This is a genomic window from Lentzea pudingi, from assembly GCF_014646255.1.
GTDB lineage: Bacteria > Actinomycetota > Actinomycetes > Mycobacteriales > Pseudonocardiaceae > Lentzea > Lentzea pudingi.
This window is the reverse complement of sequence record NZ_BMNC01000037.1, coordinates 1-14,934: the sequence shown is the minus strand read 5'-3', so window position 1 is coordinate 14,934 and position 14,934 is coordinate 1. Positions and strand designations below refer to the sequence as shown.

The window sequence follows — 14,934 nt, the reverse complement described above, 5'->3', positions numbered from 1 at the left end:
AAAAAGCTCAAGCCGCCCATCAGCAGACGGCGCCACCGCCAACTGCGCACCACCAGGACCACCAATAGGCTGCCATCCAGACCACCGGCCCGAAGGCTCTATCTGGTAGATGTGCCAGACCTGATCACCGGCAGCAAAACCCTCTAGCCGACCATCAGACGAGGAGCCCCACACGATCCTGCTCGCTCTAGCTTGCTGCGGAACAGCGACCTCCGCCATGAGCTGTCTGGCTTTCGCCTGTGCGTCGTCATACCTACGCGGGCAACACGAACGCTGAACGTCTTGCGCGATCTCCCACGAGGCAAAATCTGGGTGCTGCTGCTCAGACCTCTGCGCACGCGTGAAGAACTGTGTAGACGCGTAGCGGACATCGCGAATCTGCTGCGGTGTGCCCCACCCTTGGGATGGGCGCTGTTGAAAGACTCCGAGCGAGTCCCGGTCACCGCAGTCGAGGTTGTTCATCCTCGATTCGACCCAGCCTGCCTCGAATCCGGCAAGCATGACCCGGTCCGACACACGATGTTCCACGCCGACCTGGTAGACGATCCTCGTGACGTTGATGTCGTGGGTCGAGGGAATGGTCACACACTCCGCGTGCGCCGTACCTGATTGCAGGACAGCGACGCTCAACCCAACCGCGAGACCAACTCCTATCGCCACCACTCGAGATAAACGCAAACGCATAGAAACTCCTAATGAAGCGGAATGAGTACTCGGTCCTGAATGACCGCGCGCCATGAAGTCTCCACAGGCTGATCATCAGCGTCAACGAAAAGCGGATCTGATCCGTCGGACGAACATTTTGGTAGTCGAAGCTTTGTTCGGGCTGATCGTTCACGGCAGACAGGCGCTGACGGGTGACCGGTCAGCGGCTGCCGCCTCGTCAAGGGCTGGCGACGCTCACCCAACATGCAGGTCATCACCAGCGCAGCCCCAGCCTGATCCTGACAGTTTGCGCGCCTTTCCAGCGCCTGCTCATTACCGCAGGCTGCGATCGGCAGCAGCGCTACACAGAGAACAGAGCCGAGTACAGTAGACGCGAATTTCACAGATTTCCTTAACGTTCAAGACGAATCACAGAGAAGACCAACCCTAGCAAAGACGAGGATTGCTCCACTTTCAAATGACAAAACACATTGAATCTCAATGCCCAGCATTATACAGCGCGGTAAATCGATCCACTTCACATCAAATACACGCCAGACCTTCGCGCTCTGCGCCAGCAGGCAGATCGGACCTGATCACTCGCACAGAATGCTCACACTAGCCGTAGCTGAAGTCGATCCGCTTCCGGCGAGTAGATAGCTAGAGTCATCGCGCACACCGATGCGGTGCTAACAGCGACTTGACCAGCGGAACGACGCTATCCCACGCGAGCGCGTGAACGGGTCGGCGAGTTTGTGCGTTGGCGCCAGATACGTTGCATTTGAGGCAGTGCCGGTACCCGTTCAACCAACATCGCGAGGCTAGATTGGAGTTAAGTACGCTCGACCGCGTCGAAGAGTCAGAACTCCGCGACACCATGAGAGCGCAGAAAGCACATGTCATCGAGATCAGACCTACTGGTCAGGGCCGCCTCGCGGGGCAATTGATTTCAGCTTGTAACGCTCGGTTCAACGCCGCTACGGCGGGCGTCCTACAACGCGGTAGCTTTGAGTGACCACTAGCTGACCGATGATCAGGCAAGGTTCTGACACCAGAAGCCGAGCGCCAGGACCTTGCTCTTCTTGCTGTGAGACTCCCTGTGCTCCCGCAGCAAGAGTCTTTCGCGATCGCGCCTGCGACGAGACTACCCACATCGGGTCGAACGTCGAGCATTGTTCGACCCGCCAAAAGGTCTGTTCGAACAACTGTGCCGGCTGCAGCCCTCTCGACATCCTCCTGAACACACGACTGTGCCGTGCTCAGGCAGACTCGTGAAGACCTTGTCCGGCAACAGATCTCGTTCCGTGTCCGACAGTGGCATACCGAGCTCGACGAACATCGGCGCACCCTAATCCACCAACGCAACCGTCGTCCTCGTGGAGGCGCCTACCGGAATCATGACTTGAGATACTTAAGATCGCTATGCTTCTTCCGCAAAGCCACTCTAGTGTCGTGGTTCAATAATTCGTTGTTGGTCGGTAGGCTCTGGTGATGCCGTATGCGAAGCCCGCTCCCGTGGTGTTGTCCGAGGAGGAGCGCTCGGTTCTGACCGGGTGGTCGTCGCCGGAAGACCTCGCAGGCGTTGGCGCTGCGGTCGCGGATCGTGTTGCGGTGCGCGGAAGGCGGCTCGATCGGTGAGGTCGCCGAGGACATCGGGGTCTCGCGTAACACCGTGTCGAAATGGCGGTCGCGGTTTCTGACCGGCCGGTTGGAAGGCTTGTCGGACGAACCGCGGCCGGGCCGGCCCAGGGTGATCAGCGACGAGCGGATCGAGCGGGTCATCACCGCGACACTGGAACAGACCCCGGGCCAGGACACGCACTGGTCGGTCGATGGCCTCGGCGACCGGCATGTCGCAGTCGGCGATCTCCCGGATCTGGCGGGCTTTCGGACTCAAGCCCCACGCGATCGAGACCTGGAAACTCTCCACCGACCCGCAGTTCGTGGACAAGGTCCGTGACGTCGTCGGCCTGTATCTGAGCCCGCCGGAGAACGCGCTGGTGCTCGCGGTCGACGAGAAAAGCCAGATGCAGGCCATCGACCGCACCGCGCCGACCCTGCCGATCATGCCCACCACGCCGGCGCGCCGCACCCACGACTACGCCCAGCACGGCACCACCAACCTGTTCGCCGCACTCGACCTCGGCAGCGGCGCGGTCATCGCCCAGCACTACCGCCGCCACCGCCACCAGGAGTTCCTGCGGTTCCTCAAACTCATCGACGACGCGGTCCCCCAAGACCTGGAACTGCATCTGGTGCTGGAAAACTACGCCACCCACAAGACACCCGAGGTCAAGAAGTGGCTGCTACGCCACACCCGGTTCCACCTGCACTTCACCCCGACGAGCAGCTCCTGGCTCAACCTGGTCGAACGCTGGTTCGCCGAACTCACCAACCGCAAGCTGCGCCGCTCCGCCCACCGCAGCGTCACCGAACTCGAAGCCGACGTCCGCACGTGGATCAACGAATGGAACCGTGACCCCAAACCCTTCATCTGGGCCAAGACCGCCGACCAGATCCTCGACACCCTCGCCGCATACTGCCAACGAATTAAAGCCTCACGACACTAGCGAGCGAGTGTGTCTTGTCAGCTGCAAATCCGCCGGCAAACACCAAGGCGGCGGATTCCGCACCAACAACACCTGACTGGCAGACACCCACCGCCGATTCGTCGACCGCTGCGGCAAGGGCAGCAAGAAACGAGCTTCCGTCGCTGTCGTTCACAGCATCCGCATCCTCACCTGGCACATGATCACCAGTGAGATCGGGCTACCAGGCCTGAGGACTATTTCGGCTAAGTCTCAGGCCTTGAGTGTAGATAGACACCGCACATCGGCCGCGGACGTCACGACGCGGTGTCCTCCGATCTGTACTTCCTGCCCCATTCGGCCATGGTGTGAACCGCATCGTTGAGGGAAGCCCCGGCGGACGTCAGCGAGTATTCAACCCTGGACGGCACTTCGTTGAAGACTTCACGTTGAATCAAGCCGTCAGACTCCATGGCGCGGAGCTGTTCAAAAAGAACTTTTTCACTGATTCCGGGAATAAGTCGCCTCAACTCGCCGTAGCGCAGCGGACGACAGTGGATCTGCCACAGGATAGCAGCCTTCCATTTCCCTGCGATGACACCCAAGGCAGAGCTGAATCCGCATGTCGACAATTGATGGTGAGACACTTCATCCTCCTTTTTGCTTACCGCGAAGTAAGTACCTACGAGCAGGTAAGCAATTGACTGCCGCAGCAGAGCACCGTACTTTTCATCCAACACCGTTCAAGGGAGCGCAAAGTTGGACAAAGTTTTCTGGTTCGACGTCCCGGTTCGAGACATCGACGAAGCTTCGGAATTCTACCACGAAGTGTTCGGGTGGGAAGTGCGACCAAAGCACTCGAGGGACGGCGATGACGCGCTCAGCTTTCGCATGGCGTTCACCGCGCAGACCGACGACAAGAATACTCCGCTGAAGCCCGGGGCGATCAACGGTGGCGTGGTGACACGCAACATCGGAATCACTCAGCCGACCATTCTTGTCGAGGTTGATGATGTCGACGAAAAAATCGAGAAGCTCCTGCAGGCAGGGGGTTCGATGGTAACCGAGAAGGTATCTCTCCCACTCGCCAACGGAAACTTCGCATATGCGAAAGACCCAGATGGCAACGTCCTCGGGCTTTGGGAGTGGGCGAAATGACTTGTCAGAGGAAAGGACATTGAGCGATGATCTCAAGGCTGACTGATCGTTTGCCGTTGCGGTTTACGGGAGCTGTCGGAGTCATTGATCCCCCAGCACACGCCGCAGCGACATGGCGGTGGCTCACTTGATGCCGGGCATGGAGAACGGCTCGGGCAGGGTCGACGTTTGAGGAATGTCGGCACGAAAACCACCAGCTAGCGATGACCACGGCTTGCCTTGAGGTTCGTCGCAGTTCCGCCGCACGGTGGACGACAACAGCAAGAGAGACGAGTTGCCGGTTGAGTCTCTGGTCGGCGATCAGGCTCTGCGTACGACCATTTCCCGAGCGGCTTCACTCGGGCCGAGCCGAGCTGCGATCACAATCGACTCGGGTTCGCAGCGAAGCCGGCGATGGTCCGGTACACGGGCACGGTGGACGGGTATGCGTGCACCTTCTGCGTGCCGGAGCAGTTCTACAACCACCTCAAACGGCGCCCCACTTCCCGGTGAATTCCTCGAAGTGGGGCGACCCGCGAAACTGCTAGCCCGGGGACGCGTGGGAAGCCGATGGCATTGGTCACCCTCGGGCTATCTGAAGATCCCCTGCACCCCTGACCGAGCGAGTACAGCTGCTGAACGCTACATACGTGACATCTCCTCCAGGCCAGCGGGCAACGCGGCGGTCAGTGGCCGCCTTCGAACCAGTCGTCTTGAGGCCGTCGTGGACAGTCAGGCGTTGCTTAAGACCGTGTGCGGTGCATTCTGAGGGTTGGCGAGCTGATCGCGGTGTCGTGAAATCCGGGTGTGTTTGCTTGCGATGGATCGGATGAGTTGGCTCACGGGGTCGAGCAGTTGCGCAACGCGCTGGTCACTTCCCCGTGTTTGAGCAAACCAAGGGTACGGAGCGTTCGAGGCGCGCAGGAGGGTCAGGAACGCCCTTGCGCCGGATTCTGGTGGACGAGTGCGGTTCAGGGCACCAGACACCGGCCTTGCTCGGCCTGGTTCGTGTAAGACGACGTGCTATGGGGGGTGATCGCGGACCAAGCCAGGACTGCTTCGTTGTACGGGAGCAGGCGTTCGCCGACCCAGCGACGTGGGGCGGAAGGACGAATCCGGTGGCTCCGGGCTTGCGGTTCACGACGGTGATGGTCATGCCGAGGAAGGTTTGGCCCAGCCGACGAGTTCGCCGCTGCAGGCGGAGTCGGCGTAGACCCGCACGACGTGCGAGTTGGTCAGGCGGACGCAGAACAGCAGTTCGCAGGCGATGTCTGGTCGGTTGTGCTCACCGAGATGACCATCATCGTGAGCGGCGTGCCGCAGAGGTCGACCACGACGGCGCGGGCAGCGTAGTCACACGCGGTGCCGGCGCGTAGTTCGTCGGCGATGTAAGCCCAGGCGCCGGAGGCGGCCCTGCAGGCATAGAAGCCGTGCACGATCTACTTGAGCTGATAGTCAGCCGACAGAGATCGCCATTTGGCGCCCTTGCGGGCGATGTGGCGGGTCGCGTCCCACTACCGCCCGTCGACATCCAGGCGTCCTCAAAGCCCGTTCGACTTCGGCGGCGAGCATCGATCTTCGCGCCACCGTGCCTCTATGTTCCTGTCGTGCAACGGTTTCAGCTGTGGTGTGGGTGTCTTGACGTGCGATGCGTCCGGTTGCGCAACGGGACGGGGCGTCAGCGGCAGACGCGCCGGGCGGCCTCGGTACCGCGCAGCACTTCTCGTCTTGCACACCGGCAACTCTCGGAGCTCGATCGACACAACCGCCCCTGAATTGATCGCTACCGCGTGGTCCTGCTCTACGTGCCCCGACTACTGCCTCAGTCTCCAGACGGCGCGCGAATGCGACCTTGATCCTCAAGAAACATGCTGTCCCACGTGTCGCCCTGGCTTCCCCACCTCGGCGGCTGCCCAGCTGCTCCGGTTAGCGGCACAACTGGCTCAGTGTCGGCGCCCAGCGAGGCGCGGCACGAACGAACACCGACAGCGGCCAGAGCTGGCCCGGTGCTACCAACCACGCACACGACGTTGCATGAGCAACGCGTGGCGATAGGTGGATCGATGCCCCAGATCCCTGCTCCCTGGTCCCCCTGCGCTGGTACCTCAACTCCACCTGACACAGCATCGACAGCAGCCACGGCACTGCGCGATCGATGATCGTGCCGGTCAATCTCGCCGTGCTCGAGCCCCAGACGTTAGTCGCGGCCGCAGCCATGAACCTGACGCCCAGTCGATCGAACGTGCGTATGGCGCGGCTTGTCGACTTCCCATTGTCACTTCCCACGTGACTGTGCGGGTGCTCGGCTCACGCCGAGCACGCGCCCGAGGCGACCAGGTTGAACCTGCGGAACTCAGAAAAGCATTGGCGGCTCCAGGAAGCATCAGCTGCGACGCCACAAGTGAAATCTTCCTCGCGGAAGTTTCCGCGCAAGTACACGCTCAACGCCAGGCGTCGCAAGCGGGTGTGCGCAGGGCTGCTAAATTGCAGGGGACCATCAATTCGCGATCATCCTTGTGGGAGTAGTCCGAATGGCACAGAAAGTCCTCGTCCAGCTCGTCGACGACCTGGACGGCACTACGACCGACGACATCGAGACTGTGCAGTTCGGTCTCGACGGCGTGACCTACGAGATCGACCTCAGCGCAGGAAACGCGGGTCGGCTGCGCGATCGCCTCGATGACTTCGTGGCCAAGGCCCGCAGGAGTGGTGGTCGTGCCAAGCGCGGCGCCGCTGCCCGGACGATCGTCAGTGAGGCGCGGACCAAGGAGCAGACCAGGGCGATCCGTGAATGGGCACGCAGGAACGGTCACGAACTGGCCGATCGAGGCCGGATCCCAGCTGGCATCATCGACGAGTTCGAGACCGCTCACCGGTGATCGCCTGACCACAGCGCCAGGGCCGGAATCATCCACTCCGATCATGTCGTACCCGGAGTTCTAGCCGCACCGTTCAAATCTCTTTCGGATTGAGCGTCCTGAAACACGAGCATGCAAACACCGACCGCGCAAACCTGGGGCGGATCGAAATCCGAGCCGCGCGGAAAGAGCGCACGGCCAAGGCTCCGATCTGCTACAGGCCGCCTGGGCGCTCACCGGCATGGCGAAGTCCGCCTGGCACGCAAGCTGTGCTTCGGGCTATCCGGCGCACGGCTGGTTGTGGTGTGCGGACGAGACCGATCTCGTCACGGCGCGACCGTTCAAACCCAGGCGATAACCCGCCGCACCGGACATCTCGGACGAGTGGTGGTGAACGCTCAAAGCCTCCTCGGACTCGCTGTCTACAGCCAAGACGGATCGGATCGCCACCGCACTGCGTCCCGATGACGCAAGCCCGTCGTGACAGCGAACTAAGCACCCACCTTGACCTCCGCTTCGCACAAAATTGCTGTTCTCCGTGGAAGAAAGGCAATGTATGACTCGCTGTGCTTCGGCGCAAAGCGGACCATCGTTCTATTGACTCCGGATGCGCTCGCACATGAATGGCAACAGCATTATTATGCGGACCGCGCCGGTTCTTGCCCTCGAGAGCGTGAACGCGGTAACACTTGTCCAGACCAGGCACCTCTGGGCACCGTGCGATGCACCTTTGCCAGACCAAGGCGTCTCCTGCGGTGAGGGCAAGGTGGCGAACTCGGGCCACAGCGAGTGCTTGCCCTCTCCGTTGACGAGCACGAGGAAGGTGCCGTCCGGTCGTTGAAAAGTTTGGTCATCTCGTGTCCTCTCTTCGTCGGTGCCGCTGTCCGGAAACCGGTCCAGGGCATCGCACAGCACGCGGCCGCGTGAGGCTGCCAGGCAGAGGACAGCAGCCGGTGTCCAGGAAAACGTGAGATTCCTGCGATCACCTGGAGCTGGGTAGCCACCTCGAACGCCACAGGCCCGCCAGACGACAAGCTCACCAAGTGGTACAGGCCACTCGGCCGCACCCGCCGCGTAGTCGGCGGCCATCTCGGCGATGCCGCCGGGTAACGGCTCGTTGTGGCTCAGACTGCGGGCCCGCAACGCGTGCAGCGGCCGGTCGGAGTGGCGCAGCAGACCGGAGAACGACCAGCTGATGCCCCAGTCGGCGTGCACAACGGCGCCTGCTCACCGTGTGACCGCAACGGCAGCAGCACGTACAGCGGATCACCGGCGCCACCGTTGTGCAGCCGCTCGACCAGAGTGGCGACCGTCGGTGCCTCGAACAGCGTGCGGATGGTCGTGTCGGCGCTCAGCACGTCCCGGTTACGGCTGACCAGCCGACTGGCGAGCAGCGAGTGCCCGCCGAGGTCGAAGAAGTCGTCGTCCACGCCGACCCGTTCCACGCCCAGAACCTCAGCCAACAGGCCGCACAACAGCTCTTTCTCTGGGGGACGGGTCTCGGCCGTGCTCCGGCGCGGACAGGACGCGGCGGTCCAGCTCACCCGCGGTCAGCGGCAGAGCCGGCAACGCGACGACGGTCGACGGCACCGCGTACTCGGGATCCGCCCGGCGAGGTAGCCGCGCAACCGGCCGACCACGGCGCTGCTCTCGCCCGTGTCGACGGGCGATGGCGCGCGCGGTCGGCGGGGTCGATGCACTTCCACGACTCGGCAGAGGACACGACTGCGTCGACTAGGCAGGCGTTCGACATACCATGATCCGCAACGACTCGGTCGTGCCGTGCATAGTCGCGGCGAGCTCGGCGAGCGGGCCGCCAAAGTCAAAGGCTTTACCGCCGCGACAGTCCGCGAGATCGGCCAGCTCCTCCTCAAACGCGCGGCCACCGCTCCGGGGAACTGGCGAGTCAGATAAATCGACTGTGTCGCGCGTCGTGCACTTCCACCCGTCATCGCCGGATCGTCGGCGAAGACAGCGAACACGACACTTCTACCCGCATAGGACTCTTCAGGCTTGCTTGAACCTGCTTTCCGGAAACGGCGCGGCCGGTCTTACGAGAGAGGTGCGCAACTCATCCCGCTAACCGATGACGTCTTGTTTGGCCTCATCGCCCGCCATGTTATTCACTTGCAGAGCTACCGCCGAGGTGTCCTGCCCAAGGCAAGGGTCGTCCAGGTCAGCATCAAAGACCGCTCAATAGCAATGTGAAGTGAAGCCATCAACACTACGAACTTCAACGAGAATTTCTACATTCCCAAAAATCCTGATCTGCAGAGGTCGAGCACCTCTGTTTGCGCGACTCCGCAGGGCAAGCTGAGGGCGAAAAAATCGGGCTGCAATTCAGTCGGTCCAACGAGCACGAGGTCGCTCACGGAGACCACGACACGCCAATTACAACGCTACTACCAAATTCTTTGTCGAGATACAGTTGCGCGTGACGACGATTAACATTATGACACGTGAACCAGCGACCGTCTTGGTTACCTTTTACCGTACCTTCACAGGCGGGGTTCTAACCTTCGGTGGAAATTATCCAACGATAATCGCGATCAATATCGCTGACAACATCGACGTAAGCAATAATTGTTCCCCCGCTGAAATCCGAGACATCCAGAACGCAAACATTACCTACGCTCAAAGCTTCACAACCACCGAAACGCTGCGCCGCAGAAGCCTCACCTGAAATGCTTATCAGCACCAGAGTCGACGCACTCAACAAAACGGCAAGACGCCTTTTCCAGTCCGTAAACAACGCTCCGAGAAACGTACGGCTAGGCAAAAATCGATCTGCGCTGACACCTTGTGGAAAACTCATATAATCTTGACTGGTAAAATTTGACAAGAGACCCTCACGTCGACAAACAGGTCGCCGGTCGAACATCAAATAAGTTGCCTCGTTGCCTGATCAGGCGATTCTCTCTACCTGTTCGACTGTCAAGACAGGACACTCGAACAAATTTGGTAAGTTGGGATTCCAGCCAAGTTTCATGATCTTGACCGGCGGGTCGCCCGATCTACACAAACAGCTCCCCCAACGACCGAAATCAGCGGAATTACGCACCATCGTGCGCAACTACTCAGCTCCTGACCGGCATCGATGAGCGCAGCCCGCGTTCGCTTGTATGCTCAGGAGTTATCAGCATGAAGTCCAACAGCCCTAACTCCGCAAAATCTAGAATACAACACAGTCTCCATCAAGCCCGCCACTTGACACCCGATACTGCGCTGTCCTGCAAAAAATTAAGACTCCTGCAGGACAGCACAGATCCATCTAGGTCTATTCAAGGAGCAGATTCGTTCTCACCGTTGCCGCGGCGTGACAATTTTTCGCATACCAAAAAGGACGGGAATCAACGATACGAGGTTGACTGATCCGCCGCCGGAAATCCCTGGACGTACTTCCGATAAGTGGGTCGCATCAGAAGCTTGCTTTGAAGCTCGTGGAGAGCTACGGCAATCTCAGGATTGATCGACGGGTGCAACACGGGGAGAGCAAACAGCTGCGCCCCAGCCCGTGCAACCAAAAGCCACGCTGTTGCCTCATCTTCAGTCAGCCCCGCATCCAGCACCCTTCGGCGATCTGCCAGCTCTGATTCAGACCAATCACAGGCGAGCTGATTTACCGGGGCGGCGGCCTCAGCGCTCTGGGAACCTGCGAGCACATCCACGGGAACTGCTACTACAGCCGCACCAATAGCTGCGGATTTGAGCATGTCTCGACGACTCAAGCTTGCCATGAATGCCTCCACAAGTCGATTAATTAAAGCGCTTTCGCGAACAGTGACACCCACTGAGTGCTCCGGCAATTTACCGATCTTAATGTACTTTGCTGGAAGTCCAGACCGGCTGCTCAGGCGCCTGAATGCTAGGCGAGGACAAATTCGGTTGCAAGCGAACGCACTATTCGACAGCCGAGCGGTCATCGTGCATGGCGGTCATGGCGGCGATCGCCGCCATGACCGCCATGCAGAAGGGCAAGCAGCCGGCCACCGCCCTGGGGCAGACATCGTCGTGCGCAATGTGTGTGGACTATTGTAGAACCAGGACTGGACTCACGAGCGACAGGGGCGGCTGAACCGGGAGTGGCGACCAAAGCAGATAGACGCGCGGTGGTCATGCGGTCCGCAGGTCGTGCAACAGATGTACCCGAGGCGAGACTGGGCAGCGGTGGCGAGGTGGTCGGGGTTCCTTCACCTGTGGCTTCAAGGTGTCGACGTCATTCGCGCCGAAATTCCTCGTCGAGGTGCAGCGAATCATCGCGGAGGAGCAGCGGTTCAACCGCCGAAGGATCGACGCGACGGCCGACGCGCGGATCTGGCGTGCCTTATGTGCTAAACCGGCAAGTACAGGCACATCGGACACGCACGTCGTTCCGTTCTTCACTCAGCCGAGCGTGGCTCCATCGTCTACTTGGACGTTGAAGCCACGACACATAGAAACCGATCACGGTCATTGTTACGATATCGCAGTACTACGCTACGGTCAACGTTAGCGGAAGGCTGCGGCATGCACGAACCAAGCATGGAAGGCGACGAAAACTACCGCCGCACACGCACCTCAGCGGGTGAACCGCATTGATGGTTGCCCAGGCAGCGGATGCTCAGTGATCTCAGTCAGGCTGTTCGGCCGGGACCATGACGGCGAGCTCGTCGCCGATGACCTAGATCCGGAGTTCGCCGCCCTGATCTCTGTCGGGGTCAAGCAGTGCGCCGGCCCGAACCTGGTCGTCTGGTCTGGTTCCGTCGGCCGTTGCTTCCCCGAAGCCGACGTATGAGGCTGTGCAGGAAAGACGTGCAGATGTGAGTTCCTGGGCTGGGCCAAGCTCGTCATCGACACGATTGCGCTCGTGCAGAACAACCGCGTGCGCGGCCCGCCTCTTCGTGAGGGTCGGTGCCGTCGAATCCCATCGCCGCGTGCCGCTCGTGAACACGTCCGCGCGGACCTTGCACTCCGAGGCCCTAGTAGTGCTTGTCAGGTGTTGTTGACCTGGGCTGTTGTTGTGGGTGTTGGGGTCTGGACGGGTTGTCGGCAGGTGTGGCGGACGCCTGTCCAGACCGCGAGTAAGGCCTGGAGTTCGCGCAGGACCGCGTAGAGCGTCAGGCCTGTGCAGGGGCTTGTGGGGTGCGGCGGAGTTGGGTGCAGATGGCCTGGGCGACGGCGGCGAGGGTGACGTGGCGGTGCCAGCCGAGCCAGGAGCGGCCTTCGAAGTGGTCCAGGCCGAGTCCGTTTTTGAGTTCGCGGTAGTCGTGCTCGATACGCCAGTGGATCTTGGCCAGCCGCACCAGGTCCCGCAGCCGGATGTCGGCTGGGAGGGTCGAGAGCCAGTAGTCGGTGGGCTCAGGTTCACCGGGCGGCTACTCGGCCAGCAGCCAGCACTCGGGCAGGGTCCCGTCCGCGGCCCGGGGGATGTTGCGGCTGGCCGGCCGCACCCGCAGCGCGAGGAACCGCGATCGCATGCTCGCGGTCGGATTGCCCGGTGACTTCTTGGATCCGTGGCGCCAGACCACGAACCTGCCGGCCGATCGGCCCGCGTTCATGACCAGAGTCTTCAGATCCACTGGTTTGTCCTGGTAGCGCGGCCCCGGCGGACGGCCGTTGCCGACCCAGGCCGCGGCCGTCGGCACCGCCTCGGCCCGGTGAGCGGTCGCATCCGCCCTGACCGCCAGCACGTAGGTCAGGCCGCGCTCGGTCAGGCCAAGCCGGAACTCGGCGGCATCTCCGTAGCCTGCATCAGCGACCACCGGCCGCTGGGGCAGGCCCCACTTGGTGGTGACCTCGTCGAGCATGTCCAGCGCCAGCCGCCACTTCTCCTTGTGCCGCACCTTGTCCGGGATCGCACTGCGCGCCCGGCGAGCCCGGATCCCGGCATCTGCCTCGTCATCGGCAGCCTTCTCGTCGTCCCACGATTCCGGCAGGAACAGCCGCCAGTCGATCGCGGCCGACGCCCAGTCGGTGACCGCGTGCACGCTCACCCCGATCTGGCGGTTCCCGGTCTTGCCCAGCGCGCCGCAATGCATCCGCGCCACACCAGGGGGATCCTTGCCGTCCTTGGGAAACTCGGTGTCGTCGATGACCAGCGCGTCCGGATCGACGAACCCCGCGGCCCACCCGGCCAGGCGGCGGCGCACCTCGACGCGATCCCACGTCGAGGTGCTCACGAACTGCTGCAACTGCTGATGATCGACCCCGAGCCGGGCCGCCATCGGCTGCATCGACTTGCGTTTGCCATCCAGCATCAGCCCACGCAGATACAACTCGCCCTTCGCCCGCTGATCACGCCGCGCGAACCCACCGAACATCGATGCGCCGAACTCCTCGATCACCGGCCGAACCCGAGCCATCTCCTCCGGAGTCATCCGACAAGAAGATCACACGCCGACAACCACCTGCGCGCCACACCTAACAAAGCACTACTAGCAGGTCCTCGATCTTGCTCACCCAACAGGTCAACTTTCGGCCGGCGCAGTCGCCGCTAGATCGGGTCGTCATCGGCGTCCCAGATCGCGACGTACCTGGTTACCGTCTTTCTCGCGCACACGAGCCAACTGAGCGGCGGAGGGAGCGAACTTTGCCAGTTCGACCGCTGAGAGAGTCTCCACTACTTCTTGCCAAGCTTGGTCATGAGGGTCTTTCGATCGGGCCGCACTCTGACCCACAACCAGATGGTGAACGCGAAGCAGAGAACTGCATGGATCTCGTGCGAAGCGCGTGTCACGCCCTGCGGACCAGGTCTGTACTTTCGAAAATTTCAGGTCCGCGGAATCTGAACTCGATGGCCGTCCGCACGGAGCCTCACGTGTCCGCCGACAGGCAGTCAGACCGCTAAATCGTGCGATCGAACACCTTCCCGCGCCGCGCCCGTGCTGTCAGAATTCAGAAGCCATGAGACCTAGGACGTGCATTTGCGTGTTCAGGACCCTCAGGTCTTCCTGAGATTTCTTGCTCAGTCGGGCAATATTGATGACTAGGAGTGAAGTGTGTCAGCTATTACTAGCGTTCGCTTCGCGGCCAGACCAAGGGTTTCCTTGCTGGTTTTATGCTCCATCCTGTTTTCGGCGCTTGTTGTGGCGCTGGCTCCTGCAGCTGGAGCGGCGCCCGCTACTCCGGTCTTTGGGCCGAACATTGATTCCTATGCGCGCTACGTTGGTCAGTCCACATGTGACTCCACTGCAAAACCGGGGGTCATTGATTTTCGGAACTTGATTAACGCAACGTATGGCACGCATATGACTGGCGTCTCCCGGAATTGTTCCATTGGTGGACAAAGTGAGCACAAAGAAGGTCGAGCGCTTGACTATCATTTCAACGTAGACAATGCAAATGATCGTCGTGATGCCGCCGACTTGCTCAATTGGCTGTTGGCAAGCGATCAGTACAACAATCAGCATGCAATGGCACGCAGGCTGGGTTTGATGTACATCATCTGGAACCGCCAGATTTTTAATCTCTATCGAGCATCTGAGGGTTGGCGGCCGTACTCCGGTGCAAGTCCGCACACCGACCACATCCACTTCAGCTTCAGTTGGGAGGGTGCGCGCAGGCAAACCAGCTGGTGGACTGGGCAGCAAGAGGGACCTCGAGCAGGGGCGAACAGGATCGTGTTGAGCCCCTCCTCGGACGGTCGGCTGGAAAGTTTCGCCGCTGGGGATGACCAAATCTGGCACAATTATCAGACTGTTCCTGCGGGATCGTGGTCAGGTTGGCAGCCGATCGGCGGGCCGGCGAATGCGCAGCTCGCCATTGCTCCTTCGGCTGATGGGCGTCTG

The 14,934-nt window shown here is 61.1% G+C and carries 9 protein-coding genes and 2 pseudogenes; 4 read left to right on the top strand and 7 right to left on the bottom strand.

Translation table 11 applies throughout. The features are described 5' to 3' along the window. The coding region (locus tag IEY88_RS44920) for a DUF8189 domain-containing protein (RefSeq protein ID WP_505744134.1) at nt 1-585 on the bottom strand (585 nt) is incomplete at its 3' end. 1,551 nt (nt 586-2,136) lie between these two features. Here IEY88_RS44920 and IEY88_RS43640 point away from each other — a divergent pair. Then, nucleotides 2,137-3,215 (top strand): annotated as a pseudogene (locus IEY88_RS43640) (IS630 family transposase). 275 nt (nt 3,216-3,490) lie between these two features. Here IEY88_RS43640 and IEY88_RS43635 read toward each other — a convergent pair. Further along, a complete protein-coding gene (locus tag IEY88_RS43635) occupies nt 3,491-3,913 on the bottom strand; it encodes a winged helix-turn-helix transcriptional regulator (RefSeq protein ID WP_229694352.1) in 423 nt (140 codons plus the stop codon). Nucleotides 3,914-3,932: 19 nt separating this feature from the next. Between IEY88_RS43635 and IEY88_RS43630 the strand changes: the two genes are divergently transcribed. Then, nucleotides 3,933-4,331, top strand: a complete 399-nt coding sequence (locus IEY88_RS43630) for a VOC family protein (RefSeq protein WP_189160774.1) — start codon at nt 3,933-3,935, stop codon at nt 4,329-4,331. Between the two features lie 2,510 nt (nt 4,332-6,841). Next, nucleotides 6,842-7,189: a histone-like nucleoid-structuring protein Lsr2 gene (locus IEY88_RS43625; RefSeq protein ID WP_189160773.1), complete on the top strand. Its 348-nt coding sequence runs from the start codon at nt 6,842-6,844 to the stop codon at nt 7,187-7,189. Between the two features lie 573 nt (nt 7,190-7,762). Here the strand turns inward: IEY88_RS43625 and IEY88_RS44915 are convergent. The 5 genes and pseudogenes from IEY88_RS44915 to IEY88_RS43600 all read right to left on the bottom strand — a co-directional run bounded on the left by IEY88_RS44915 (nt 7,763) and on the right by IEY88_RS43600 (nt 13,524). After that, on the bottom strand, nt 7,763-8,257 hold the full coding sequence (locus IEY88_RS44915) for an MbtH family NRPS accessory protein (protein ID WP_229694353.1): 495 nt from the start codon (nt 8,255-8,257) through the stop codon (nt 7,763-7,765). A 35-nt stretch (nt 8,258-8,292) separates the two neighbouring features. Then, nucleotides 8,293-8,613, bottom strand: a complete 321-nt coding sequence (locus IEY88_RS43615; protein WP_189160772.1) for a phosphopantetheine-binding protein — start codon at nt 8,611-8,613, stop codon at nt 8,293-8,295. Between the two features lie 1,067 nt (nt 8,614-9,680). Next, nucleotides 9,681-9,983 (bottom strand): hypothetical protein, encoded by a 303-nt coding sequence (locus IEY88_RS43610; RefSeq protein ID WP_189160771.1) that lies wholly within the window; start codon nt 9,981-9,983, stop codon nt 9,681-9,683. A gap of 535 nt (nt 9,984-10,518) precedes the next feature. After that, nucleotides 10,519-10,905, bottom strand: coding sequence for a hypothetical protein (locus IEY88_RS43605; RefSeq protein WP_189160770.1), 387 nt, complete (start codon nt 10,903-10,905; stop codon nt 10,519-10,521). Between the two features lie 1,359 nt (nt 10,906-12,264). Continuing rightward, nucleotides 12,265-13,524: pseudogene (locus IEY88_RS43600) on the bottom strand (IS701 family transposase). Between the two features lie 621 nt (nt 13,525-14,145). On the opposite strand from IEY88_RS43600, the gene IEY88_RS43595 reads away from it, so the two are divergent. Next, a partial coding sequence (locus IEY88_RS43595; protein ID WP_505744133.1) for a VldE C-terminal domain-containing protein occupies nt 14,146-14,934 on the top strand: 789 nt, incomplete at its 3' end.

What these genes read in the sequence shown, in the direction of transcription:
- IEY88_RS43625 (WP_189160773.1), top strand. Translation starts at nt 6,842, where the DNA reads ATGGCACAGAAAGTCCTCGTCCAGCTCGTCGACGACCTGGACGGCACT.
- IEY88_RS44915 (WP_229694353.1), bottom strand. Translation starts at nt 8,257, where the DNA reads ATGGCCGCCGACTACGCGGCGGGTGCGGCCGAGTGGCCTGTACCACTT.
- IEY88_RS43610 (WP_189160771.1), bottom strand. Translation starts at nt 9,983, where the DNA reads ATGAGTTTTCCACAAGGTGTCAGCGCAGATCGATTTTTGCCTAGCCGT.
- IEY88_RS43605 (WP_189160770.1), bottom strand. Translation starts at nt 10,905, where the DNA reads ATGGCAAGCTTGAGTCGTCGAGACATGCTCAAATCCGCAGCTATTGGT.